A 21,859-nucleotide genomic window follows, 5' to 3' on the forward strand; every position below is an offset into this window, starting at 1 on the left:
CCATACGAGCCTCCTTCGCCTCACCGCAAGGAGTCATCCGATGTTTGTCGGTTGCGCAGGGTACCCATCCAGCTCCTCCACAGGTCAGCATCCATGTGCCCGCATGCGGTGACCACGCCAAGGGCCCCTGAAAGCGGCTCCTTAACTCATCCGAGGTCTCCTCTTGTCAGTCGGGTTTCCGACTCGTAAGGTCCTCGTTGCCCGGAGCCATCCGATGACTCGGGAATCTCCGGCCGTTCCGCATCGCCGGATCACGCCCCCGGCTCCCCACCCCGTCAGGGGCACCCGCACTCCAGCCAAGGAGATCAGCACGATGAAGCCTCGCTCCTCCAGAATCGCGGCCACGGCCGCCGCCGTGGCCGTCCTGGCTGGGTTCGCCACCGCCTGCAACCGCGGCAGCGACGCGGCCCCCTCCGGCGGCAAGCCGGCGCTCGGCATCGACCTGCCGCGCGCGGACTCCGACTTCTGGAACTCCTACGCGCAGTACATCGAGCGGGACGCCAAGGGCCAGGGCCTCAACACCCTGCCGGTGAGCAACTCCCAGAACGACGTGACGAAGCTCGTGGCCAACGTCCAGGTCTTCCAGAACACCGGCGCCAAGGCCGTCGTCATGGCCCCGCAGGACACCGGCGCGATCGCCTCCACCCTCGAGACGCTCGCCACGAAGAAGATCCCGGTGGTCAGCGTCGACACGCGTCCCGACAAGGGGGACGTCTACATGGTGGTGCGCGCCGACAACAAGGCGTACGGCACCAAGGCATGCGAGTTCCTCGGCAAGCAGCTCGGGGGCAAGGGCAAGGTCGCGGAGCTCCAGGGCGCACTGAGCTCCATCAACGGACGTGACCGCTCCGAGGCATTCGCCGCCTGCATGAAGGAGAACTTCCCCGGCATCAAGGTGATCGAGCTCGCCACCGACTGGAAGGGGGACGTCGCCTCGGCCAAGCTCCAGTCCACCCTGGCCGCCCATCCGGACCTCGGAGGCATCTACATGCAGGCCGGCGGCGTCTTCCTCCAGCCCACCCTCGCACTGCTCCAGCAGAAGGGACTGCTCAAGCCCGCCGGACAGCCGGGACACATCAGCATCGTCTCCAACGACGGCATCCCGGCGGAGCTCAAGGCCATCCGCGAGGGCAAGATCGACGCGACCGTCTCGCAGCCCGCGGACCTCTACGCCAAGTACGCACTCCACTACGCGCAGGCTGCCGCCGAAGGCAAGACCTTCAAGCCCGGCCCGACCGACCACCAGTCGACGATCGTCGCCCTGCCCAACGGCCTCGAGGACCAGCTCCCCGCCCCCCTGATCACCAAGGAGAACGTCGACGACAAGGCCCTGTGGGGCAACAACGTCGGCCAGTAGTCCCCCCGGACCCCGTGAGCGGCGGTCTGCCGACCACCCTCCGCCGCCGCTCACGGTCCCGACCGCACGCCGCTCCAGCCGAAAGGACCACCCCGCCATGGCGGACCCCAGCCCCGTCCGGGGCCCCGTCGTCGAGGCCGACGGGATCAGCAAGCGCTTCGGCGCCACGGTCGCCCTCAGCGACGCACGCATCTCCGTGGCACCGGGCGAATCCCACGCCCTCGTCGGCCGCAACGGCGCGGGCAAGTCCACGCTCGTGTCGATCCTCACCGGCCTGCAGCAACCCGACACCGGCACCCTGCGCTTCCAAGGGGAGCCGGCCCCTGCGCCCGGTGACACCGACGCGTGGCGCTGCAAGGTGGCCTGCGTCTACCAGCGCTCCACCATCATCCCGGGCCTGACCGTCGCGGAGAACCTCTTCCTCGACCGGCAGAGCTCCGGTGCGCTGCGCCCGATCAGCTGGAAGCGACTGCGGCACCGCGCGAGCGACCTGCTCGCCGAGTATGGCGTGGACGTCGACCCGACCGCCCGCGCCGAGGACCTCACCGTCGAGCAGCGCCAGTTCGTGGAGATCGCCCGGGCCCTCTCCTTCGGCGCCCGGTTCATCATCCTCGACGAGCCCACGGCCAAGCTCGACGCCCGTGGCATCGAGAAGCTCTTCGACAAGCTCCGGGCCCTCCAGCGGCAGGGCGTCGCCTTCCTCTTCATCTCCCACCACCTGCAGGAGGTGTACGAGCTCTGCTCCACGGTGACGGTCTACCGGGACGCCCGGCACATCGTCACCGCCCCGGTGGCCGAGCTCGACCAGCAGGCCCTGGTGGAGGCGATGACCGGTGAGAGCGGCCGGGGTACCGAGCCCGCCTGGTCGGTGACCGGCCGCACGTCCGCGGACGGCACCTCGCTCCTCGACGTCTCGGGCCTGAGCCTGACCGGCGTCTACGACGACATCACCCTGACCGCACGCGCGGGCGAGGTCGTGGGGCTCGCCGGAGCGGCGGCCAGCGGCAACGTCCAGCTCGGCGAGACCCTGGCCGGACTGTGGCGACCCCGCTCCGGCACGGTCACGGTCGCCGGCCGTCCCGTCCGCACCGGACGCGTCCCCGACGCACTCGCGGCCGGCATCGGCTTCGTACCCGAGGACCGGCACATCCAGGGACTCGTCCCGGAGCGCAGCGTCGCCGAGAACGCCACCCTCACCGTCACCGATCAGCTCGGCCCCTTCGGCATGGTGCTGCCCTCACGGACCAGGGCCTTCGCCGAGCGGATGATCGCCGACCTCGACATCAAGACGCCCGGGGCCTCCGCCCCCGTCTCCGACCTGTCCGGCGGCAACCAGCAGAAGGTCGTCATCGCCCGCGCCCTCGCCACGGAGCCGCACGTCCTGGTCGCCGTCCGCCCGACCAACGGCGTGGACGTCAAGTCCAAGGAGTCCCTGCTCGGCACGGTCCGCGGGGTCGCCGACAGCGGAAGGAGCGCCCTGATCGTCTCGGACGAACTCGACGACCTCCGGGTGTGCGACCGCGTCCTGGTCATGTTCCACGGACGCGTCGTCGCCGAGTTCCCGCACGGCTGGAGCGACGAACAACTCGTCGCCGCCATGGAGGGCATGACCGGCCAGAACCACACGAAGGAATCAGATGTCTCCCACCACTGAGATCCGCGCGGTCCCGACCGCGGCCGTCCCCGTCCCCGCGGAACGCCGCTTCACCCTGGCCCGCTACCGCGACCTGTCCCTCGTACCGGTCCTGCTCGTCCTGTGCGTCATCGGGTTCGCCGTGTCACCGGCGTTCCTCACATCCGACAACCTCCTCGGCGTCGCACAGCAGGCCACCGAGCTCAGCCTGCTCGTCCTGGCCCAGACCCTCATCCTGATCTCCGGCAGGATGGACCTCTCCCTGGAATCCACCATCGGCGTCGCCCCGGTCATCGCCGTCTGGCTGGTCCTGCCCGACCACGGCGCCCGGTTCAACGGCCTCGGTCTGTTCCCCGACTGGGCCGCGATCCCGCTGTGCCTGCTGGTCGGCGCGGTGATCGGAGCGGTCAACGGCTTCCTCATCCTGAAGCTGCGCCTCAACGGATTCATCGTCACCCTCGGCGCCCTCACCCTGCTCCGAGGACTCCAGATCGCCGTTTCCGAGGGACAGTCGATCGTCAACCTGCCCAGCTCCTTCACGTACCTCGGCCGCGCGAGCTGGCTCGGCGTACCCGCTGCCATCTGGATCTGCGCGCTCCTGTTCCTCGTCACCGGCAGCGCCCTCGCCTGGTTGCGCCACGGCCGCGCCCTGTACGCGATCGGCGGCAACTCCGAGGCCGCGCGCGCCGCGGGCATCCGGGTCGACCGCGTCGTGTGGACCGTTCTGATCCTCGGCAGTCTGATCGCCGCATTCGCCGGCGTCCTCTACACCGGTCACTACGGGTCCATCTCCGCCGACCAGGGCAACGGCTGGATCTTCCAGGTCTTCGCCGCCACCGTCATCGGCGGCGTCAGCCTCAACGGCGGCCGGGGCACCCTCTTCGGCGCGCTCACAGGCGTGCTCACACTCCAGCTCGTGGTCAACGTCATGACCCTCGCCGGAGTGCCACCGTTGTGGAACCAGTTCCTCAACGGCGCGATCATCATCTTCGCGCTGATCATTTCCCGCTTCGCCTCCGGCGAGAAGCAGGAATAGACATCCGCCCTCACCGCCGAAGCGGCGTTGCCCGTACCCGAGGGACGGACAGCGCCGCTTCGGCGCTCACCCCAGGAGAACCACAGCATGGCGGTCACCGACCTGGCCATCGAGAAGATCAAGGAAATGATCGTCTCCGGCGCTCTGCAACCGGGCGCCCGCCTCCCCAACGAGGCCGATCTGGCCGACCAGCTGGGCCTCTCCCGCAGCTCCTTGCGCGAGGCCGTCCGGGCGCTCACCGCGATGCGGATCCTCGTGCCCCGGCAGGGCGACGGCACTTACGTGTCCGGCCTGGAGCCCCATCTGCTCCTGGAGTCGCTCGCCTTCGCGGCGGACGTCTCCCACGGCCACACCGCAGGTCAACTCCTCCAGGTACGGAGGCTGCTGGAGCCGCAGGTCACGGCTCTCGCGGCCGGCCGCCTCACGGACGAACAGCTGAAGGAGCTGCGCGGCATTCTCGACCGGAGTGCCGAGGAGGGCATCGACATCGAGGCGTTCGTCGCCTTGGACATCGAGTTCCATCGCGCGATCGCCGACTCCGTGGGCAATCCGGTGCTCTCGACGCTCCTCGGTATCCTCTCGACGCACACGCAGCGCCTGCGCATCGTCCGCGGCACCCACCACGCCCCGGCCCGCGAACAGGCCCACCGTGACCACGAGGCCATCTGGCGGGCGTTGTCCGTGGGCGACGCCCAACTGGCGGCCGCTGCCAGCATGGTGCACGTCGCCGCCGTCGAGGACTGGCTGGCATCCGGCCTCCCGGTCGAGTGACCAGCACTCGGAAGCGGCCCGGACGGCAGCGTGCACGAGCCGCACTCCTCTAGCGACGTGCGGCTACGCGACCCGTTCCCATCCCGCCGCAGTGCGTCCGTGTGCTTGCAGAGACTGAGGCCGTGGGTTCCCCTTCGGCCTCCGACGCGTCCGATCCGGAGGACGGCGGGGGCGACGCCGCGCCCGAAGGACTGGGCTGGGGTGTCGTACTGGCTCATGCGTGACCAGTGCCGACGAGCAGCACCCAGCCGTCGTCCTCGGCGCGATCAAGAGGTACTCCTGATCGTCGCGGCACCCTGAGTGCGCCACAGCCACACCGATCCGCTCAGGGCCAGCCAGGCGGTGGCGAAGAGCCAGCCGCCGACCACGTCGGAGAACCAGTGCACACCGAGGTAGACGCGGGTCAGGCCCACCGACACGGCCCACCCGCCGATCAAAGCGAGCGGTAGCCGGGGGAGTCGGGTGTCGCGCAGCACCAGGGCCGCGATCACGAGTCCGGCGGTCATGGTGGCGGTGGTGGCGTGGCCGGAGGGGAAGGAGCAGCCCGAGGCGTGCGTCGCCCAGTCCCCGGCCGGCGGGCGCGGCCGGGCGATCGCGGACATCGCCGCGTACCGCAGGGCTTGACCGGCGCCGAGGCACAGGCCGAACCAGGCGGCGGCGGTGACGCGCCGCCGCCGGGTCCCGCCCACGGCCAGACCAGCCAGTACGACCATCGCGTACGGCAACACTCCGGTGCCGGTGGCGGTGACGGCCCGCGCCGCAGACGTGGCGAGCGGGGGCCGGTGAAGCAGGGACCAGCCATGCAGGACTGCGTCGGCGGGCAGCAGGCCCTCCGGGGCGTGGAGCACCGCCGTGGCGAGCAGCGCGAAGGCCGCAACCGCCGCCAAGGCGATCCGGCCGAACCGGTGTGGGGCGCTGCTGCCGGTCACCGCAGCGAGCCGGTTTCGGCTTCCGCGCTCAGTCACCGTCCGGCCAGCAGGGGGCGCAGCGGGCCGCGTACCAGCCGCTCGGGGAGGGAGTCAGGGGCGCGGTGCACGGTCCACGTGGCGAGGAGGGCCACGACGGCGCCGACGAGGAAGCCGACGACGGCGTCGTGCGGGTAGTGCGCTCCCACCCATACCCGGGAGGCGGCCATCAGGACCGCCGCCACCAGGGCGGCCGCGCCCAGCCGGCGCGAGACGAACAGCAGCGCCACGGCGGCCGCCGCTGCGAGGGTGGCGTGGTTGCTGGGAAAGGACCAGTCGCCCGGGGCCGGACATGTCTCCAGGACCGTCACGCGGAGCGACCGGCAGGGCCGGGCTTCGCGCACCACCGGCTTCAGCAGGCTGCTGACGGCGAACGCGGCGACGGTGATCAGCGGCACGGCGAGTGCCCGGACGGCCCGCTCCGGGCCCTGGTTGCGGGCCCGCCACCAGGCGACCAGCATGAGGACGGCGAACAGGGCGAGGCCGTAGGCGGAGTAGCCGCTGATGAGGCGGTCGAGCCAGGTCGGGGTGGTCTGCGCGGTGTGGACGATGTCGAGATAGGTCGTTCCGTCGATGCCGGAGCCGTCGAAGGCCACAAGGTTCGTGTGGACGGTCGCAGTGGCGATCACCCCGGCCATCAGGTGTTCCCGCCCAGCCGGCGCGCTCGCCGGGAGCGGGTGAGCTCCAATGCGACGGGCACCAGGGAGACGGCGACGATCACGGCGATGATCGGCAGGAGGTAGTGGTCGACGTTCGGCACCGAGGCACCGAGCGCGTATCCGGCCAGGACGAGCCCGACCGTCCACAGCAGGCCGCCGAGCACCTGCCACATCGTGAAGGCGCGCGCCGGGACACCTAGGACGCCGGCGAGCGGGTTGAGGACGGTCCGTACGATCGGCAGGAAACGGGCCAGCACGATCGCCTTCGCGTACCCGTAGCGTTCCAGGATCTCAGCGGCCCGGTTGGCGCCCTCGCTCACCTTGTGGGACTTGGCGCGGGACAGGAAGGCCGGGCCGGCCTTGCGGCCGAGGAGGTAGCCGGTCTGAGCGCCGGCCAGGGCTCCGGTGGCGGCGGCCACCAGCACCCAGGGGAGCGACAGGTGGCCGGGCCGGGTGGCCGAACCGGCGCACAGCAGACCCGCGGTGAACAGCAGCGAGTCGCCCGGCAGGAAGAAACCGATGAGCAGGCCGGTCTCGGCGAAGAGGACGACGGCGATGCCGAGCGTGCCGAAGGCAGCGAGCAGGGACTGGGCGTCGAGGACGTTCACGGCGAGGTGCACCTGTGACGCGGCAGTCAGCGCGGGGGTCATGGGCGAAGCCCTTCTGGTGGGCAGGACGGATACGGCCGAGCGGGGAACGGGTGCACGACGGGCACGGGCCGGCGCCGACCGCCTATCCTGTCTACAGGACAGTAGTCGGTCTACATCACTGTAGACCTAATGTGGGTGGAAGGGGTTCCATGGCGGTCTCCGAAGGTGAGCGCAGGCCCGCCGGCGAGCTGGAGGCCAGCGTCCTCGCCGCACTCTGGGCAGCCGGCGCACCCCAGACCGCCGCGCAGGTGAGGGCGTCGCTATCCCAGGACCTGGCGCGCACCACGGTTGCCACACTTCTGGCCCGGCTCCACGACAAGGGAGTGATCGGGCGCCGTCCGGGCGGTCGGGGCTTCCTCTACTTCGCCATAGAGGACTCGAACGGTCTGACCGCCCGCCGCATGCACCGCGCGCTCGACCAGGGCGGCGACGACCGCAGCCTCGTCCTGGCCCGCTTCGTCGAGGGGCTCGGCCCCGACGACGAGGCCGAACTGCGCCGCCTCCTCCACGAAGAACGCCCATGATCGCCCTCCTCCTCATCCCCCTCCTGCTGCCCTGGGCCCTGCCGCCCCTGGCGCGCAGGACCGTCGAGCGTGTGCGACCGGACATTGCCCTCGTGGCGATCACGGGCGCCGCGGCCGCACTTGCCGTCGGTGTCGTTGCCTGCCTCGGTGTCCTGCTGCTCCCGCTCGCGGTCCGTGTCCCGCAGCTCGCCGCCCTCCTGCATCTCCTCCAGCCGCTCCAGGCCGGTCCGACGGCGCTCGCGTTCACGGCGTCCGCGGTGGCGGCCGGCGCCATCGTGGTGACCCTGGTTGCCGTCGCCCGCGGTGCCGTGGCGGAAGCGGGTCGGCTGCGCGCGGCCCGGCGCAGGGTGGCGGGGCTTCCCGAGGTCGGGGGCATGTGCGTACTGGATGATGATCGCCCGGACGCGTTCGCGCTGCCCGGCGGCCCCCGAGGTACGGGCCGGATCGTCGTGACCGCGGGCATGCTGCGCGCCCTCGACATCCACGAGCGCGAGGCGCTCCTCGGTCACGAACGCGCCCACCTGGCCGCCCGGCACCATCTCTTTCTCGCGGTCGCGGCCCTGGCCGGCTGGTGCCACCCGGCCTTGGCCGCCGTCGTCCCCCACGTCTCCTTCGCGGTCGAGCGGGCCGCCGACGAGACTGCCGCCCGGGCGTGCGGGGACCGCCGCCTGGCTGCCCGGGCCGTCGGCCGCGCCGCCCTCGCGGTGAGTGCTCGTCCGGCGGGACCGGAGCTCCCCGTCCTCGCCGCGGGTGGGACCACCGGTCCGGTCCCTGCACGGGTCAGGGCGCTGCTTGCCCAGACCCCTGTCCGTCGTGTCGCCCCCGCTCTGCTGGCCATGATCCTTCTCTGCTCCGCAGCGGGTGTCTCCTCTGCCGCCGGGGCCGTCTGGCTGCACCGCGGGGTGGAGATCGCCCAGGGGGAGCACCCCTCCGACTAGGTCCTGGTGATCGGCGACTTCGTCATTCGGGATCGCCTCTGGTTGAAACGACCGTAGGTATACGACATATACTTCTGCTTATGTCGTACACATCGTTACGTCCCGGCGGCCTGTCGCTGCGCGGGTTCACCGCAGTCACCGGCGTGGCGTTCACGGTCCTGCAGGTCATCGAGGTACCGCTCTACTTCATCCATGACGGGGCGCCACCCGACTCCAACGTGCTGACCCGCATCATGCTCAGCCTCGTCGTCCTCGTGCTGCTTCTGGGCTTCGTCACCGGGCTTCGCCAGCTCGTCCGTGAGGCGGAACCTGCCTGCGGATGGGTCGCGGATCTCGCCTACGGCGCGGCACTCGCCTACATCGCGGTCACCTTCGTCGCCCACTCCCAGCAGGCGGGGGAAGTCATAGCCGCCGAGGCGCCCGTCGATCCGACCATCACCGCCGAGGGCTCCTACCTGCTCTACGGCTCGATCGGCCGCATCCTCACAGCGGTGTTCCTTGCGGCCGCCGGGTACGCCGCGGTGCGCTCGGGGCTGCTGTCGCGTTGGGCCGCCCGATCGGCGTACGTCATCGCCTTGATCAATCTCGCGTTCGTCCCGTCGCTGTATTTCGGCAACGACACCGGACGGTTCTTCAGCGCCAACGGCTGGGGCACCACGGCGACCATCGCCAGCCTCTACGCCTACTGGGTCCTCGCGGTCGGCATCGCGCTGCTCCGACACCGAAAAGCCCGCCACTATGCTGTGCGACCCGGATCGACCTCGAAGAATCGGCGGTAACAGTGTCAGTGGACAAGAGCGCGGCGGCTACCTTCCGACTCCTCTGGGAGACGAAGAAGAGCGCTCGGTCCTCCCTCAGCGTCGACCGCATCGTCGAGGCCGCCATCACGCTGGCCGACGCCGAGGGTCTGGGCGCGGTGTCGATGCAGCGGGTCGCCGGCGAACTCGGCTACACCGCGATGGCGCTGTACCGGCACGTCCCCGGGAAGGACCAGCTGGTTGCCCTGATGGTCGACCGCGCGCAGGGCAACCCCCCGGCCGAATCGGGTAAGGAATGGCGCACGGAGATTCTGAACTGGGCCGACGCGGCCTGGGACTTCTACCTCGCCCACCCCTGGACGCTGCGAGTGGCAACCACCGGGGCCCCGACAGGCCCGAACGAGCTGGCCTGGTTCGAGGCCCTTCTGCGACCTCTGGCCCAGTCGGGCCTCGCCACAGAGAACTTGGCCGCCACCGCCATGTTCATCTCCAGCGCCGTCCGCGACCTGGCTCGGATCGCCACCGAGATCGTCCCGTCCAACCCCGACTACGGGAACCTTCTCGCCGAGGTCGTCCAGGCCGACCGGTTCCCCACCCTGTCGTCCCTGGCCAGTTCAGGCGCTTTGGAGGACGACGGCAACGTCAGACCCGCCCTCGACTTCGGCCTCAACGTCATCCTCGACGGCCTTGGGTCCCGGACTTCATGACGCGGTACTGCCCCGTTGGCCTGTGACGCTCACCCTCAGCGGCGAATGGTGGCCATCATCCGGGCGAGACCCTCGTCGCTTCGCTCCTGTGCCGACACAGGACTGGCGCTCCCACCACGCCTCGGCGATCCGGCCGCGTCGTCCCAGTCGCGGCCCCTCAGGGTTGCGGGCGTCGTTTCGATGAGCGTCAAGTTCGGCCCCGCCGCCCGTAGCCGTACGTGGCGGGGGGCCGAGTGCCGTCCGTGTCGTCTGCCGTCCGCTGTCGGCTTCCGCCTTCAGATCCCGCCGGGGCGGACCAGCCCCGTCTCGTACGCGTGGACGGCGGCCTGTGTGCGGTCGCGGAGCGAGAGTTTGGTGAGGATCCGGCTCACGTACGTCTTCACGGTCTGCTCGGCGACCACCAGCCGGCCGGCGATCTCGGCGTTGGACAGGCCCTGGGCGATGAGGGTGAGTACCTCGGTCTCGCGTTCGGTCAGGGCGCCCACCCGGTGCATGAGCGGGGAGCGGGGCGTGGGGCTGAGCCGGGAGAACTCGGCGATGAGCCGCTTGGTCACGTTGGGGGCGAGGAGGGCGTCGCCGCGTGCCACGACCCGTACGGCCTGGGCGAGTTCCTCGGCGGAGGCGTCCTTCAGCAGGAATCCGGACGCGCCGGCGCGCAGCGCCTCGTACACGTACTCGTCCAGGTCGAAGGTGGTGAGGACGAGGACCTTGACGGTGGCGTCGGCGGGCGCGGTGAGGACGCGGGTGGCTTCGAGGCCGCCGGTGCCGGGCATCCGTATGTCCATCAGGACGACATCGGGGGCGAGTTCGGCGGTCTTGGCGATGGCGTCGGCGCCGTCGACGGCCTGGCCGACGACCTGGATGCCGGGCTCCGCGTTCAGCAGGACGGTGAAGCCCTGCCGGACCATCACCTGGTCGTCGGCGATGAGCACCCGGATGTCGCGGCCGGAACCGCTGCCGTCGAAGCCGTCGCTGCCGTCGGTCATGAACCGTCCTTCGTGTGGGGTGGGTCGAGGAGAGGGGCGGGCAGGGTGGCGGTGACGTCCCAGCCGCCGTCGGGGGTGGCGCCGGCCGCGAGTTCGCCGCCGAGCATCGCGGTGCGTTCGCGCATGCCGAGCAGCCCGTGGCCGGGCTCCCGGACCCCAGCCGAGGGTACGGGGCCGACCGGGCGGGTGGCGGCGGTGTTGGTGATCCGTACGGTCAGTCCGTCGGCGTGGTAGTGCGTCGCCACGGAGGCCCGGGCGCCGGGTGCGTGCCGCATGGCGTTGCTCAGGGCCTCCTGGACGATGCGGTACGCGGAGAGTTCGGTGCCCGGGGAGAGCGGCCGGGGTGCGCCGACGGTCTCGGCGGTGACGTCGAGGCCGGTCGCGCGGACGTTGGCGAGGAGTTCGCCGAGCCGGTCCAGGGTGGGCTGCGGAGCGTGCCGTACGCCCGCCTCCGCATCGCCCGCGGACCCGTCACCGCGCAGGACGCCGAGGACGCGGCGCAGTTCGGTGAGGGCGTCGACGGCGTTCTGCCGGATGCCGGCCAGGTTCTCGCGGAGCTCCGGGGAGGGGTTCTCGACCAGGTGGGGGGCGACCTGGGCTTGGATGGAGATGACGGACATGTGGTGGGCGACGACGTCGTGCAGCTCGCGGGCGATCCGGCCGCGCTCCTCCAGCAGCGCGCGCCGGGCGCGTTCCTCGGCGGTCAGTTCCTCCTGCTCGACGAGCCGGGTGCGCGAGACGCGGGTCGCGCGCAGGGAGGCGCCGACGACGGTAGCGGTGGCGAAGGCGGTGATGCCCGCCCAGAGCGTCGGCAGGTGCGGAACGCCGCCGGGGCTGAGGGCCCCGAGTCCGGTGAGCACGGTGATGCCGAAGGCGGTGGCCGCGGCGACGGGCCGGACGCGCAGGGAGAGGAGCAGCAGCACGAGGGTGTGCTGGGCGATGGCGCCGGAGTTCCAGGGCCATTCGGCGCCGAAGACGGAGGAGGCGACGTTCACCGACACCATGAGCGCGGCCGTGGAGAGCCACCAGCCGGGGGCGGGCCGGGTGAGGGCCAGGACGGAGGCGGCGCTCTGGGCGACGACGAGCAGGGTGACGCTGCCGGGGGCGTGGTCCATGTACCGCGCGTAGAGGTTGAGGTTCCACACGCCCAGCAGCACGGTGAGGAGTACGAGGTGGGCGTGCGGCAGCCAGTTGAGCCAGCGGTTGCGCGGCAGCGGGTCGCGGCGTGCGGTCCACAGATCCGCCCGGAGGGTGCCGGGCACCGCGCGCAGTGCCGCCTCCCACCGTGTGGCGTCCTTCACCGTGCTCCCCCTGCCGAGTGCGTGGTCGTCGTCGTGGTGCGGATGGTCGTCGTGGTGCGGGTGGTCGTCGTGTCGAAGATCGTCGTGGTGGCACAGCCTAGGCATGTCGTGCCTCCGTCCGGGCGTCGGGCCGCCGGTCGGCCGGGCGGGGTGGGCTGGACAGGCCGGACGGGCGACTCGCGTCGAGAGGCGGCCCAGCCGACCGGGCCCTACGCGCCGGACGCTGCGTAGTCCGCTCGTACGCGTGGAACGCGGCCCCGCAGATCACCAGAGCGCACACGAACAGCGGCAACCAGCCCAGTCGAGCGAGGACCCACGCATACCCGTCCGGAACGGTGTGGAGTCCGGGCAGCGGCCCGTGTCCGAGGAGCCCCACGGTCAACAGTCCGCCGACGGTGACGGCGATCATCGCGGTCTGGTGCCAGAGGAAGACGGTCATCGCGCACAGATTGAGCAGGGCGACGGCCGCCCAGGCGGCGGGCCGGTGCAGGACCTGGCGGAGCGGGCCGAGGAGCAGCAGGGCGCCGCCGGACTGGGCGAGGCCGAAGGTGACGGCGGCGAGGGTGGGCGGGTTGAGGTTGGAGACGGGGGCGCCGGGCACGCCGACCATGGAGCCGGGGTAACCGGCGCAGGCCACGAGGAGCCCGGTGGCGGTGGCCCCGCCGAGCAGCAGCGCCCAGGCGGTGCCGCGTGTCAGCGGGCCTCGGCGGGCGAGCAGGGTGCCGAGGCAGTACGGGACGAGCCAGCCTGCGGGCAGGTTGAGCCAGCTGAGCGCGTCGGGCCCGTCGAACCCGAAGCGGATCAGGTCGACATGGAGGACGACGGCGAGCGGCCACAGCGGGTGGATCCGGGCGACCAGCGGGGTGGCGGCGGTGAGCGCGGCGAGGACCAGCAGGAACCACAGGGGGGAGAGCACCAGTTTGCCGAGCGTGTGCAGGGTCTGCCAGGGCACCCCGCAGGCGAGCATGACGGCCGTCGCCACGGTCCAGACGGCGAGCAGGGGGACCACCGGCCGGAAGAGGCGCCGCAGTCGGGCGGCGATCCAGCGCCCGTGGCTCTCGCCGCGGGCGCGGGCGGCGATGTGCCCGCGCGCGGCGACGTACCCGCTGACGAGGAAGAAGACGGCGAGGGTCTGGAACACCCAGGAGACCGGGGTGAATTCGGGCAGATGGCCGAGCGGGCTCTCGACACGGAGGGCGCCGCTGTCGGTGACCAGCGCGGTCACGAGCCAGTGCCCGAGAACAACACCGAGGATGGCGAGCCCGCGGAGAGCGTCGAGGGCGCGGTCACGCCCGGGCGGGGTGGCGGCCTCGACATGCTCGACGAAGGCACGTACGGGAGTGACTACGGAGGTTCGTGCGGAGGTACGGAGCCGGCGGGTGGACTCAGGCACGACGGGGCTCCCGTCCGTCGGTGATCCGCGCGATGTTCTCCAGCGGTACGGAGCCGGGGACGAGGTAGTCGCTGTGGCCGCCGGCACCGGCGTCGAAGGTGCGGGCGCCGAAGTCGGGGTCCAACGGGTCCTCGCCGAAGCCCAGTTCGGTGCCGGGCAGCAGTGGGAGGCGGACGTGCGGGACGTCGCGGATCCAGTCGGCGGCGCCACGTCCGGCCCAGACGGCGGCCCGGGTGCGCAGGTCTGTGACGGTGTCGGAACCGGTGCCGGGGCTGCCGTAGAGGACAAGGGCGTCGACAGGGAGGTCCGAGGCCGCGCGGGCGCAGACCACGGAGCCGTAGGAGTGGCACACCAGGGTGATCCGGGCACCCGGTTTCACCCTGCGCAGCTCGTCCACGAAGGCACGGAGCGCGGGTGCCGCCTGGTCGGCCCGGCCGGGGGTGAGGGAGGGGGTGCTGCCGGTGGCGGGGGCACGGTAGCCGAGCCAGGCGACCACGGCGGGGCGGGCGCCGCGGTCGCTCCGGAGCTCGTCGTGCAGGGCGACGGCGCCGGCGCGGAAGCGCCCGTAGCGGTCGAGGTCGGTGTCGGCCCCGGGTACGAGCACCGCGATCCGGTCGGCCCGGGCAAGGTCGCCGACGACCTCGGCGCTTCGACCGCCGTCCCGCCCGTCGAAGGAGAGGAAATGCCGCCCGGCCGCGGCCATCGCGCGCAGCGAGGCGGCCCGCTCGTGCGCCCCGTACTCCTCCGCGCTCCGCTCCGCCTCCCGCACTTCCTCCCGCCCGGCCGCGTACCGCGCGGCAAGCTCGGCGGACGTCGCCGAGGCCAGCGGCGCGACCGGCGCCGGGGCGGGCGCGGGCACGTCCACGGGCCGTGCGGCCCCCGCGACCGGCACCACGACGCCGGCGGTGACGAGCGCGGCGAGCAGCGTACGGCGAAGCCGTCCGGGAGAGGGGGCGCGGCGGGGGCCACGCGGGAGGGGCGCCATGGGAGTTCCTTCCGTACCGGGGTTCGATCCGGTTCCGAAACTAGGCAGCCCGCCTTGTGGTCGGCGTCCCACCAGGGAGCCAAACCCCGCGGTAGCTCTCAGGTATGACGGGTGGTCCGCGAGGACCGTGGAAACGGGGAACGCGGCCCGCACCCCGATCAAGTTCCCGCTGTCCGGCGCGCAACTGGACCTCCGACCATGCCTTCACGGGCGCGATGGGGTACGACGGAGAGGCAGGATCCGGGCGCCGTGGGATGGCGTGTGGGGGTGGGGCTGCGGGGCTTCCGGTGCGCCGGTCGGGACCCGTCAACGCCGGGGCGTCCCGCCGCGCTCGGCGGCGAGCAGGGCGGGAAGGTCGGCGAAGGAATCGAGGACGTGGTCGGGTGTGCCGGAGGCGGCGCGGTGCGTCTCGGGGAGGTACTTGCCCGTCTTCACCAGGACGCCGGTGATGCCGGACCGCTGGGCGGCCAGGACGTCGGATTCGATGTCGTCGCCGATCATCAGCGCCTCCGCCGCGTCGACGCCGAGATGGGCGAGGGCGCTCGCGAAGAACGCGGGGTCCGGCTTGCCCGTCACCTCGGCATGGGTGCGGGCGGCTTTCTCGAGCCCTTCGAGGAAGGCTCCGGTGTCCAGGTCGAGGCCACTTTCGGTGCCCCAGTACAGATTGCGGTGCATGGACACCAGCCGGGCCCCGCGCTGCAGTTGCCGGAAGACCCGGTTGAGGGCCTCGTAGCCGAACTCGGCCCCGGCGCCGCCGAGCACGACCACGTCGGCGTCACCGTCCTCGACGAGCGTGACGCCCGTCAGGTCGTCCCGTACGTCACCGCTGTTGAGCAGAAGGCAGCGCGCACCGGGAAAATGTTCGCGCAGATACGCCGCCGTGGCCGCCGGGGCGGTCAGGATGTCGCCCGCGTCGACGGGGAAGCCCAGGTCGGCCAGACGTGAGGCGATGGCGGCCCTGGTGCGGGACGTGTTGTTGGTGACCAGCGCTACGCGGAGCCCCGCGCCACGCAGCTGTTCCATGGCCGAGACCGCTCCCGGCAGGGCCTTCCAGGAGACGGTGAGGACGCCGTCGATGTCGACCAGGACCGCTCGGATTCGTTCCATGGAACCGACGGTAGCCGCGATGCCGGGCACCCGCGCCTCACCTGCGTCGACGACGCCGCACGCCACTGCACCTGGGCGGTGCGTTCGAGGGCGTCCCGGCCGCCGTCGTCATCCAGCAGCGCCGCAACCGCGAACGCGCGGTCGGCCTGCCCGCTCGATGGGCCGCCATCCGGCCGGGCCCGGATCTGGGGGTGTGCGTAACCGTCCCCAGGCAGCCGGCCGGACTGGCAGTGGCCGAGCGTGCCGACGCCTTCGCGGCGACGGCGTCGATGGGCGCGACGGTTACCCGGTTCGTGGTGAAGGCCGACTGACACGATGTCAAGGGCGTGGCCGAGCGACTGGTGACCTGTCTCCCGTCGCTCTGGCCGCTGATCGTGGTCGTCTCGTGCGCCTCCGCCACCAGCGGCGCGCCGCCGGCCGTCCCGACCGCGCGGGATGACAGCGACCGCTTCCGACCGTGCGGGGTGGGCGGTCTGTGGAACGTGACCGGTCTGTGGAACGCGACCGGTCTCTTCGGCCGTGGCTGTCGGTCAGGCCCGCGGGGCGCGTGGGTCCAGTCGGAAATCGAAGCCGAGGGTGCCCGGGTCGAGGGCGGTCGCGCCGCCGTCGACGGTGAGCACGGCACCGTTCACGAACGAGGCGGCGGGCGACAGGAGCCAGACGATGGCCTCCGCGACTTCTTGCGGCTCACCGGGCCGCCCGGCGGGCAGGACCCGGGTCACCTCCTCGTACGCCGCATCCAGACCGTTCCCGCCCAGGCCCGCCTCGTCGGCGAACCGGTTCATTCGGCGGTCGGCCATGTCGGTGCGCACCCAGCTTGGGCACACGGTGTTGGCGCGCAACCCCGCGCCCCCGTAGTCGACCGCGAGCGAGCGGCACAGCTGGAGCAGCGCCGCTTTGGAGGTGGCGTAGGCGGCGTTCCCGACGCCGTTGCGCAGGGCGGACACCGAGGCCACCGCGACCACCGCGCCGCGGGCGTCGAGCAGGTGCGGGAGCGCGGCGCGCAGCAGCAGGAACGGACCGGTGAGGTTGGTCCGCATGACCTCGTCCCAGTCCTCCAGGGTCACCTCTCCCACCCCGCCGCCCCGCCCGATGCCGGCGTTGAGCACGAGACCGTCGAGCCGCCCGTACGTGCCGACCACCGTCTCGACGAGCGAGGCCACCGCGGCGGGGTCCCCGATGTCCGACGGTACGGGCAGGGCGCCGGTCTCCTCGGCGACCAGCCGCAGCGGCTCGGGGCGGCGCCCGGACACCGCCACCTTGTGTCCCGCCCGGGCCAATGACTGCGCGGTCGCCGCCCCGATTCCCGTTCCGCCCCCGGTCACCAGGTACACGCGCTCGTCCGCCATGTCCGCCGCCTCTCCCGTGTCTCGTCCGACGCCCCCGTCCCGGTGATCTTAGGCGCGCGACGTTCCGGGGCCGGGCGGGCCGTACTTCGGATCACGATCCACCGTGTGTGCTCGTGGTCCTCTCTCAGGCGCCGGCGTGGAGGTAGGCGGCCCACAGGAACGGGGTTCGGGTCCGGTTCATCCGGCCGGGCAGGTCGTGGCCGTCGCGGATGCCGCGCACGGCCTCGTGCAGTGCCCGGGCTGCCCGGCTGGTGTCGATGGTCCCGTCGGGCGTGCGCAGGTGGGCGTAGAAGGAGTCGGCGACGGTCACGGCGATCTGGTCGTCGATCTCCCATAGCGTGCCGACGACGTGGGGGAATCCGGCCAGCTGGAAGGCGGAGGTCAGATGGATGGCTTCGTCGACCAGGTCGGCGCCCGCGATGGCCGCGGTGCGGCAGGCGGACAGGTAGACCAGCTGGGCATGGTCGAGGCGGACGGGGGCGAGGCCGGCGACGGTGAAGGGGTCGCTTTGGTGGTCGTGGAGCAGCAGCAGGCTCTGGGAGGGGTCGGTGGGGTGGCTGGCGCCGTGGCAGGCGAAGTGGACGATCGGGCAGTGGGGCAGATGCTTCAGGACGGCTGCTTTGGTCGGCGTGCGTGGTGTCGGGTCGGCAGGGTGGCCGTCGGGGTCGGGTTCGCGCAGCAGAACGGTGCGGGGCAGATGGCGCCGCAGCATCTCGGCTTCGGCCGTGACGTGGTTCAGTCGGCCCTGCTGAGGGAGGCCGGGGGTGGTGGGCATCGCGACGATCAGCCCCTGGGTGGGCGTGTCCTGATGCCGGGTGTGTTCCCGGGTGTGCTGGCGGGCGTAACGCAGGGCGCGGACGGTGGGGGTGTGGGAGGAGATGACGCGGTCCATGACGGTCCGCCGGTGCGGGTCGTCGGCGGGGTCGGAGTGGTAACCGGCGGCGTGTACGGGAAGCAGCCCGAGCAGTCCGCCCGGCGCCCACCAAACCTGCGGCCAGTCGGCGTCCGCCGCGGGTTGGCCGTGATGGCCCAGGGCCTCCAGGACTGGCCCGGCGGCGGTATCCCACAGCCATTGCAGGACCTCGGTCATGGTGTCCTGCGCCTGCCGCCGCTGGGATTTGTCCCTGCCCGTGATGGCCGTGTGCACTGCCTGGTGGAAGGAGCTGACCTTTTCGGCCAGGGTGTCGGCGGTGAGTCGGGGGAGCTCCAGATGAGCGATGCCCTCCCGGCTGAGGAGCAGGGCGTCACTGCGGTGTGTGCTGATGTTGAACACGGCGACGGGGCCGGATTCCGCCTGGGTGAGCAGTTCATCGGTGGTGGGAGGAAGAGCGAACGAGGCGAAGCCGTCCATGCCGCGGATCTCGGCCAGTGTCTGACCGAAGTCACGAGCGAGCTGGTGCCGGTCGTGCACGACGCTGTCCTGCCGGACCGTGAGGATCTCCGTCCTCTCGCGCCCGCCGGCAAGGAGGGCAGCGCCGGCGGGCTGGTCGAGCTGGTCGCGCAGCCCGACGAACCGTGCGGCCAGGTCGGGGTGCTGCCGGCTCAGGTCGCTGAGATCGCTGCGGGTGTCCAATGCCTGGCTGAGCAGTACCGCCCGCCCGGCCTCCAGCAGCTGCAACGCACGGGCGGAACGTTCCTGGCGGGTGCCGCGGGGGTCGGCGAGAGCCAGCGCCGCGGCATCCCCGGCCAGCCCGGCGAAGGGGACGAGAGCATGCTGCTGATCGCTCCGCCCCAGCTGGCGCAACGTCACCTCCGGAAGAAGCCGCACCGCGGCCTCGGCTGTCTCCGCCGCCCGCCCAGGATCGGATCGTGCGACCAGCTCGGCCACCACCATCGCCGCCTCGATACGGATCGAAGGCGCTGCCGATAGCGTGCTGCTCGCGTCGGTGAAGGCGGACACCACGGCGTCCAGATCCGTCTGGCTCCCGGTCCTCCGGAATCGCTGGGACAGCGCGACCCCGAGATTGGACAGGTACGCCGCCCGGTTGGGGTGGTCGGCCGGTATCGCGTCCACGGCTTCCTGCCCGATGGTGATGGCCCGCTCCAGATCCACCGGATCCCCGGCTCTCTCGAACCGGCGTGTCAGTGCGGTCCCGAGATTGGACAGGTACGCCGCCCGGTCGGGGTGGCCGGCAGGTGTGGCGTGTACGGCTTCCCGCCCGGTGGTGATGGCCCGGTCCAGGTCCGCCGAGTCCCCGGAGCTCTCATACCGGGCATGCAGCAGTGTCCCGAGAGCGGAAAGGCGCATGGCTTGGTCGGGGTGGCCGGCCGGTGTGGCGTGTACGGCTTCCTGTCCGGTGGTGATGGCCCGCTCCAGATCCGCCGGATCCCCGGTCCTCTTGAACCGGCGGGACAACGCGACCTCGAGGCCATAGAGGTACATGGCCTGGTTGGGGTGGCCGGCCGGTGTGGCCTGTACGGCTTCCTGCCCGGCGGTGATCGCCCGCTCCAGATCCGCCAGATCCCCTGCTCTCTCATAGCGGACCCGCAGGGCGCTCCCGAGGTTGGACAGACCCGCCGCTCGGTTGGGGTGGTCGGCCGGTGTGGCGTGTACGGCTTCCTGTCCGGTGGTGATGGCCCGCTCCAGATCCGCCAGATCCCCTGTCGCCTCGAACCGGCGGGACAGTGCGGTCCCGAGGCTGGACAGGTGTGTGGCCTGGTTGGGGTGGCCGGCCGGTGTGGCCTGTACGGCTTCCTGCCCGGCGCTGATGGCCCGCTCCAGGTCCGCCGGATCCCGGGTCCGCTCGAATCGGACCCGCAAGGAGGTCGAGAGGTTGGACAGGCCCATCGCTCGGTTGGGGTGGCCGGTCGGTGTGGCGTGTACGGCTTCCTGTCCGGTGGTGATCGCCCGCTCCAGGTCCGCCGGATCCCCGGTCTGCTCGAACCGGATCCGCAAGGAGGTCGAGAGGTTGGACAGGCCCGCCGCTCGGTTGGGGTGGCCGGGCGGTGTGGCGTGTACGGCTTCCTGCCCGATGGCGATCGCTCGCTGCAGATCGGTCAGATCCCCGACCGTCTCATACCGGCGAGTCAAGGCGGCGCCAAGACTGGCCAGGCCCGTCGCTCGGTTGGGGTGGCCGGTCGGTGTGGCGTGTACGGCTTCCTCCCCGGCGGTGATCGCCCGCTCCAGATCCGCGGGATCCCCGACCGTCTCGTAGCGGATCCGCAGCACGGTCCCGAGATTGGACAGGTGTATCGCTCGGTCGGGGTGGCCGACTCGTGTGGCGTACAGCGCGGTCCGGTGACCGTCGACGGCCTGGTCCAGGTCTGCCAGGTCCCCGGCTCTCTCGAACCGGCGGGACAGCGCGACCCCGAGTTTGGACAGACTCCCCGCTCGGTTGGGGTGGCCGGCCGGTGTGGCGTGTACGGCTTCCTGCCCGGTGGTGATCGCCCGCTCCAGGTCCGCGGAATTCCCGGCCCTCTCGAACCGGAGCAGAAACGCGGCGCCAAGACCGGACAGGTACGCCCCTCGGTTGGGGTGGCCGGGCGGTGTGGCGTGTACGGCTTCCTGTCCGGTGGTGAGGGCCCGCTCCAGGTCCGCCGGATCCCCGGTCTGCTCGAACCGGACCCGCAACGAGGCCGAGAGGTTGGCCAGGCCCACCGCTCGGTTGGGGTGGCCGGCCGGTGTGGCGTATACGGCTTCCTGCCCGATGGCGATCGCCCGCTCCAGATCCGCCGGATCCCCGACCGTCTCGAACCGGCCCCGCAGGGCGGTCCCGAGGTTGGACAGGTACGCCGCTCGGTTGGGATGGCCGGCCGGTGTGGTGTGCACGGCTTCCTGCCATGCGGTGATCGCGCGCTCCAGATCCGCCGGGTCCCCGGCCCTCTCGAACCGGCGGGACAGCGCGGCCCCGAGAAGGTGCAGGCCCCCAGGCCGGTTCGGGTCGTCCGCGGCTGTCGTGTGTGCGATGTCCTGCCCGGCGGTGATCGCCTGCTCCAGATCCGCCGGGTCCCCGGCCCTCTCGAACCGGTTGAACAGCGCGGCCGCAAGGTTGGACAAGCACCCCGGCCGGGCGGGGTGGCCGACCGGCGTGGCGTGCACGGCTTCCCGCGCGGCGCTGACGGTCCGTTTCAGATCCGCCGGGTTTCCGGCCCTCTCGTATCGGAACAGCAACGCGCTCGAGAGGTTGTACAAGCACCTCGCCCGGTTGGGGTGGCCGACCGGTGTGGTGTCCACGGCTTCCTGATCGACGGTGATGGCCCGGTCCATATCCGCCGGATCCCCAGTCTGCTCGCACCGGAGAAACAGTGTCAGCCCCAGGTCGGTCAGCCTTGCGGCCCGGTCGGGTCCGGCAGGCGTGGCTTGCGCGATCCGCTGCCACAGGTCCGCGGCGGAGGAGAGCAGCTCCGGGTCGGCGGCCTCGAACGCCTGCTGGCGCAGGTTGTCGGCGTACGGTTCCGCGGCGTTGGCGAGGTGGGGCAGGAGGGGTTCGGGCAGGGAACCGAGATCGGCGAGGAAATTGGCGGTGAAAGCCTCGACCGCGGCGTCCAAGTCCATGCGGCCCTGGCTGTCCGGGAGCGCGGTGTACCGGTGGAAGTGGAGCCAGCCGAGGGCGTTCCACGCTGTCAACTCACCGAAGTCGACCGTGTCGGTGTGGAGGAGTTCGCGAAGCTGTCGTGCCGCGGTGAGGGCTTGCGGGCTCAGCGCTGGGGAAGGGTCGCCGGTGCCGGCGATCCGTTGCAGCAGTTCCCAGACCGCGGTCAACCGTTTCTGAAGCATCCCAGCCCCCTGTCGCCACCTTT

The 21,859-nt window shown here is 71.7% G+C and carries 18 protein-coding genes; 8 read left to right on the forward strand and 10 right to left on the reverse strand.

Annotated elements, in window-relative coordinates:
* The first annotated feature begins 313 nt into the window (after positions 1–313).
* The 4 genes from ACFVZH_RS34590 to ACFVZH_RS34605 all read left to right on the forward strand — a co-directional run bounded on the left by ACFVZH_RS34590 (position 314) and on the right by ACFVZH_RS34605 (position 4,797).
* A complete protein-coding gene (locus tag ACFVZH_RS34590) occupies positions 314–1,357 on the forward strand; it encodes a sugar ABC transporter substrate-binding protein (protein ID WP_384903714.1) in 1,044 nt (347 codons plus the stop codon).
* A 97-nt stretch (positions 1,358–1,454) separates the two neighbouring features.
* Positions 1,455–3,011, forward strand: coding sequence for a sugar ABC transporter ATP-binding protein (locus ACFVZH_RS34595; protein ID WP_384903716.1), 1,557 nt, complete (start codon positions 1,455–1,457; stop codon positions 3,009–3,011).
* Positions 2,995–4,026 carry an ABC transporter permease gene (locus ACFVZH_RS34600; protein WP_384903718.1) on the forward strand — a complete coding sequence of 344 codons (1,032 nt, stop codon included), beginning with the start codon at positions 2,995–2,997 and terminating at the stop codon, positions 4,024–4,026. Before ACFVZH_RS34595 ends, ACFVZH_RS34600 begins: the two co-directional genes overlap by 17 nt.
* Before the next feature lie 87 nt (positions 4,027–4,113).
* Positions 4,114–4,797, forward strand: coding sequence for a FadR/GntR family transcriptional regulator (locus ACFVZH_RS34605; protein WP_384903720.1), 684 nt, complete (start codon positions 4,114–4,116; stop codon positions 4,795–4,797).
* Positions 4,798–5,063: 266 nt separating this feature from the next.
* On the opposite strand, the gene ACFVZH_RS34610 is transcribed toward ACFVZH_RS34605, so the two are convergent.
* The 3 genes from ACFVZH_RS34610 to ACFVZH_RS34620 are packed head-to-tail and all read right to left on the reverse strand — an operon-like array spanning position 5,064 to position 7,071.
* Positions 5,064–5,726 carry a phosphatase PAP2 family protein gene (locus ACFVZH_RS34610; RefSeq protein WP_384903722.1) on the reverse strand — a complete coding sequence of 221 codons (663 nt, stop codon included), beginning with the start codon at positions 5,724–5,726 and terminating at the stop codon, positions 5,064–5,066.
* Between the two features lie 32 nt (positions 5,727–5,758).
* A complete protein-coding gene (locus ACFVZH_RS34615; RefSeq protein ID WP_384903724.1) occupies positions 5,759–6,400 on the reverse strand; it encodes a phosphatase PAP2 family protein in 642 nt (213 codons plus the stop codon).
* Positions 6,400–7,071 carry a DedA family protein gene (locus tag ACFVZH_RS34620; protein ID WP_384903726.1) on the reverse strand — a complete coding sequence of 224 codons (672 nt, stop codon included), beginning with the start codon at positions 7,069–7,071 and terminating at the stop codon, positions 6,400–6,402. Before ACFVZH_RS34620 ends, ACFVZH_RS34615 begins: the two co-directional genes overlap by 1 nt.
* Before the next feature lie 149 nt (positions 7,072–7,220).
* Here ACFVZH_RS34620 and ACFVZH_RS34625 point away from each other — a divergent pair, with 149 nt between their 5' ends.
* From ACFVZH_RS34625 to ACFVZH_RS34640, 4 genes are all read left to right on the forward strand, one after another.
* The gene (locus ACFVZH_RS34625) at positions 7,221–7,595 is read left to right on the forward strand and encodes a BlaI/MecI/CopY family transcriptional regulator (RefSeq protein WP_384903728.1); all 375 of its coding nucleotides are present in this window, start codon (positions 7,221–7,223) and stop codon (positions 7,593–7,595) included.
* A complete protein-coding gene (locus tag ACFVZH_RS34630) occupies positions 7,592–8,533 on the forward strand; it encodes a M56 family metallopeptidase (protein WP_384903730.1) in 942 nt (313 codons plus the stop codon). Before ACFVZH_RS34625 ends, ACFVZH_RS34630 begins: the two co-directional genes overlap by 4 nt.
* Before the next feature lie 80 nt (positions 8,534–8,613).
* Positions 8,614–9,312, forward strand: coding sequence for a hypothetical protein (locus ACFVZH_RS34635; RefSeq protein ID WP_384903732.1), 699 nt, complete (start codon positions 8,614–8,616; stop codon positions 9,310–9,312).
* Positions 9,313–9,314: 2 nt separating this feature from the next.
* A complete protein-coding gene (locus tag ACFVZH_RS34640; protein ID WP_384903734.1) occupies positions 9,315–9,998 on the forward strand; it encodes a TetR/AcrR family transcriptional regulator in 684 nt (227 codons plus the stop codon).
* A gap of 275 nt (positions 9,999–10,273) precedes the next feature.
* Here ACFVZH_RS34640 and ACFVZH_RS34645 read toward each other — a convergent pair whose 3' ends face one another.
* From ACFVZH_RS34645 to ACFVZH_RS34675, 7 genes are all read right to left on the reverse strand, one after another.
* On the reverse strand, positions 10,274–10,984 hold the full coding sequence (locus ACFVZH_RS34645) for a response regulator (protein ID WP_384903736.1): 711 nt from the start codon (positions 10,982–10,984) through the stop codon (positions 10,274–10,276).
* Entirely contained in the window at positions 10,981–12,390 is a 1,410-nt protein-coding gene (locus tag ACFVZH_RS34650) for a sensor histidine kinase (RefSeq protein ID WP_384903738.1), read from the reverse strand. Before ACFVZH_RS34650 ends, ACFVZH_RS34645 begins: the two co-directional genes overlap by 4 nt.
* Positions 12,383–13,678: an acyltransferase gene (locus ACFVZH_RS34655; RefSeq protein WP_384903740.1), complete on the reverse strand. Its 1,296-nt coding sequence runs from the start codon at positions 13,676–13,678 to the stop codon at positions 12,383–12,385. The genes ACFVZH_RS34650 and ACFVZH_RS34655 overlap by 8 nt, the downstream gene beginning before the upstream one ends.
* Positions 13,671–14,663, reverse strand: coding sequence for an alpha/beta hydrolase (locus ACFVZH_RS34660; protein WP_384903742.1), 993 nt, complete (start codon positions 14,661–14,663; stop codon positions 13,671–13,673). Before ACFVZH_RS34660 ends, ACFVZH_RS34655 begins: the two co-directional genes overlap by 8 nt.
* A gap of 306 nt (positions 14,664–14,969) precedes the next feature.
* Positions 14,970–15,770 (reverse strand): TIGR01458 family HAD-type hydrolase, encoded by an 801-nt coding sequence (locus ACFVZH_RS34665; protein ID WP_384903744.1) that lies wholly within the window; start codon positions 15,768–15,770, stop codon positions 14,970–14,972.
* A 530-nt stretch (positions 15,771–16,300) separates the two neighbouring features.
* Positions 16,301–17,119, reverse strand: a complete 819-nt coding sequence (locus ACFVZH_RS34670) for an SDR family NAD(P)-dependent oxidoreductase (protein ID WP_384903746.1) — start codon at positions 17,117–17,119, stop codon at positions 16,301–16,303.
* Positions 17,120–17,243: 124 nt separating this feature from the next.
* Complete coding sequence (locus tag ACFVZH_RS34675) at positions 17,244–21,836, reverse strand: CHAT domain-containing protein (protein WP_384903748.1); 4,593 nt, start codon at positions 21,834–21,836, stop codon at positions 17,244–17,246.
* Positions 21,837–21,859: the final 23 nt, after the last annotated feature.

Origin of the sequence: Streptomyces sp. NPDC059534 (genome assembly GCF_042743475.1) — a bacterium.
Classification (GTDB): domain Bacteria; phylum Actinomycetota; class Actinomycetes; order Streptomycetales; family Streptomycetaceae; genus Streptomyces.